Origin of the sequence: Siphonobacter sp. (genome assembly GCF_048595215.1) — a bacterium.
GTDB lineage: Bacteria > Bacteroidota > Bacteroidia > Cytophagales > Spirosomataceae > Siphonobacter.
The window spans coordinates 1-3577 of the sequence record NZ_JBMDWJ010000021.1 but is presented as its reverse complement, the minus strand read 5'-3'; the positions used below and the strand labels follow the sequence as shown (position 1 = coordinate 3577).

Below are 3577 nucleotides of genomic sequence, written 5' to 3'. Positions count from 1 at the left end.
CCCAGGATGTGTACATCATCAACCTCTATTTTCCTAGTGAAGAGGATCAGGGGTTTTATAACGATCTTGGCATATATCCCGTAAGTGATCTCTTGTTTGAGATGCTGGCGTTTAGCGAAAAATGGCAAGGCGATTTTTATTCGGGGTCTTGGGAGTATGAGTTTTTGAACACGTTAAAAAATCTCCTTGCCAAAGAAAACCTGAAGAAGTTTCTAATTCAGCTTCCAACGACGGAGGATATACGCTTAAATACTATTACAAAGGATTTGCGAGACCGATTAAGTGAACCCGTATCGTTAGAAGCTGTTGCCGAAAAATTTGGCCTTAGCGTGAGAAGTTTAACTCGTTTATTCCGGAATGGCTTGCGTATATCCTTTACTCAGTACGTCAAAATGCTACGAATCATTCGTGCCATGGAGTTACTGAAGGATACAGATCTTACCATTACCGAAATAGCCTATGAGGTAGGCTATTCAAATATTTCAGCGTTCAGTAATACGTTTTCTCAACTGACCAATATGCGACCGACAGAATTCAGGTCTATGCCCTAATGATCAATTGAATACTAGTTTTTTAGCGAATGCATCCTGATAGAGCTAAGCCTGTCAAGCTTAACCCAGGTAGATTTTGACGAAGAAAGCAGCCGTGATCAAAAAGTTAAAGATGATAATTCCGGTTCGCAACTTTTCAGGATCTAATCGTTTCGTATAAAGAGCACCCCAGTAGCCGCCTGCCGAAGTGGCCACGAGCATGATGCTGGTTGGCAACCAGTATACTTTACCCGCTAGAATAAACAGCAGAACAGCAATAGCATTAGCAATACTTACAAACAAGGTTTTATTGGCATTGATGACTTTAATGTCGGACAATCCGAACAAGGACCACACCGCCATCATCATAATGCCGACCGCTCCGCCGAAGTAGCCACCATAAATGCCTAGTAGAAACTGGCCCAATAAAACGACTACCGCACTAATGTGAACGCGGGCTCGCAACCAGTTACCCGTTTGGCGGCCAAAGGCAAACGCCAACGAGCCCACCAGCAGTAACCAGGGTACCACCTGATTAAAGTTATTAGCGGGCGTATATAACAGCAGTAAGGCTCCGCTACACCCGCCTAGAAAGGTCAATAGAATCATGGCCAGCATCGAAACCCCGGGGAAGGGACGGATGTATTCTTTGAATTTCCAGGCACTGGTTAAACTACCCGGAAATAAGGCTACGGTACTGGAAGCATTGGCCTGAATAGGCGGTACCCCCACGTAGATGAAGGCAGGAAAGGTAATAAAGGAGCCACCGCCCGCCGCCGCGTTAATGGCCCCCGCCAAAAGGCCGACAACAAATAAAAGCAGGTAGTCACTCATTGTTTCAATAGGTTAGGTTGTACGGAGAAATCATTTTATAGCCCGAAAGTACAAACGGGGAGCGAATGGAGTAAAAGAAAAACTCCGATAACCTTTTACAAACAGACCATTTACGAAAAGTTATAGAGCTTCTTGTAATGATTTACTCTCAAGCGGCAGGTTAAGCCAAGCCAGCATAATATAAGATTGAGTAGTGTGCGTGCGACCGAAGGACGAAAAAGAGTTTGGTACTAGGGAGTCATAAGGGCTAAGTCTATCTACTGACTCGTTTCCCAAGGCTAGCTCTAGCTATCCCTTTGAGAATTTCCCTGCATTCGATACAATGAGCGAATGAGTAACCAGAAAATGAGTAAAAAAGAGTTGATGAATCTAGGTAGGTAAAGCAATCATAAAACGAAGAGCGGATTGAACATTAGAACAATTCATTTGACGATTTGTAGCAGGCTTTTGCCCCCCAACTCCCCTACATTTGTATCGATATAATTATATTAATTATTGATTCCATGCAGATTAATTGGATAGTGGTCTGCCGCGAATGCTTAACCAGTAGCAGTAAACCAAGTCAAACCAAACTCAAACGACCTACTAAGCCGCTGTCACTTAATGGATCAAAGCCTTAGGGCAGCGGCAAGTACGAGAAGTACCCATACGTTACCGCAAAATCCTTTACCTGTTAATCCAACTATTCCGTTTGGAGAGCTTATACGATTGTCCGGATGGGCCCATCCTGGCGTGGGCATGGTATGTCTAATCTTTGACAAGCGTACGGGCTCATAGAGCGAAGGGTGCTTAATAGGTTAATCTCCGAATCCTATCAATTACTTACAATAAACCATCTATGAAAAAACAATTACTAACTCTGGTAAGATCGCTTGTCTTACTAGCCGTAGTCGCCATGTTTCACCATACCGTTCACGCACAGACGAGAACGGCAACTGTGAAAGTAAACAAAGACCAGAAGTATCAGAAGATTACGGGCTTCGGGGGCTTTGTCAATAGTCCTCAATTTGGTTACAACCACATGGATGAGGCTGAAATACGCAAAATGTGGGGGGCAGGTAGCGAAGCGGGCTACAATATCATGCGGATTTATATACCGATTGGCAAAGATAACTGGCCACAATCGTTGGCAACGGCCCAACTAGCTCAATCCCTGAACATTAAAATCTTTGCTTCGCCCTGGTCGATGCCCGCGGAGTGGAAAACGTACAATACCATTGCTTCCCGCTATCAGGATGCAAACGGAGCCTGGCAGCCGGTGTATCTGAAACCGGAGCATTACGCTGACTACGCCAACTACCTCAACGACTTTGTCACGTATCTGCGGGAAAACGGCGTTGAACTGGAAGCCATCGCACTACAAAATGAGCCTGATTACCAGGTTGATTATGCCGGATGTATCTGGACTCCCGATCAGATGACCACCTTCCTTAAGAGTTATAGAAGTGTGATCAAGTGCAAAGTCCTTGCACCCGAGACAGTAGGGATTACGAATAATTACGCCAGTGCTTTCGCCAATGCAGAGGTGTTGCCGCACTTTGATATCTTCGCTGGACACCAGTATGGGGGAATTCAGTCAGGTCTGCTAAATGTACAGGCTCAGGGAAAAGAGGTATGGATGACGGAGTATCTCATTAACTGGAACACCAACGGAGTCTCCCGGGATTTCAACTGGTCCATTGACGGCTTTTCGTTTGCCAATGACTTAAATCAGGCCCTGCTTTCCAACGTCAATGCCTGGATTCATTATGCAACCAAACGGTATTACGGACCGCTGGGCGATGGACTCTTTGGTACGACGGCCGGGGTAATGACCAAACGAGGCAATATTCTTTCACATTACGCCAAGTACGTGACGGGTTCTACCCGCATTCAAAACAGCTGGAATGACAACACCAATGAGTTAAGAGGATCTTCTTACCTTTCTGAAACGGGCGATAAAATCGTAGTTCAGGTCATCAACCCTTCTTCGAATACGTATAATCTGTCGGTGGATTTACCTTTTCTTTCTAACGAAGGCAAAGCCATCAGTACGACTCAGACGGAAAGTATGGTTGAAAGCAACGTGGATTTTCCCCAGGAAACCAATCGGCCCAAGGTGACCATCAAAGCCTCCAGTGTAACTACACTCGTTTTTACTAAGAGCGGAGATTTCGAACCCTCTCAAATGACCAGTGAGGTGGTGAACTACGAGAAACTCGATAACAAAACCC

3 protein-coding genes are annotated in these 3577 nt (G+C 45.2%); 2 read left to right on the top strand and 1 reads right to left on the bottom strand.

Annotated features, from left to right (window positions below):
• On the top strand, window positions 1-551 hold a 551-nt coding region (locus ACOJTG_RS01180; RefSeq protein WP_420152125.1), incomplete at its 5' end, for a helix-turn-helix domain-containing protein.
• 60 nt (window positions 552-611) lie between these two features.
• Here the strand turns inward: ACOJTG_RS01180 and ACOJTG_RS01175 are convergent.
• A complete protein-coding gene (locus ACOJTG_RS01175) occupies window positions 612-1364 on the bottom strand; it encodes a sulfite exporter TauE/SafE family protein (RefSeq protein ID WP_420152124.1) in 753 nt (250 codons plus the stop codon).
• An 838-nt stretch (window positions 1365-2202) separates the two neighbouring features.
• On the opposite strand from ACOJTG_RS01175, the gene ACOJTG_RS01170 reads away from it, so the two are divergent.
• The coding region (locus ACOJTG_RS01170) for a hypothetical protein (protein WP_420152123.1) at window positions 2203-3577 on the top strand (1375 nt) is incomplete at its 3' end.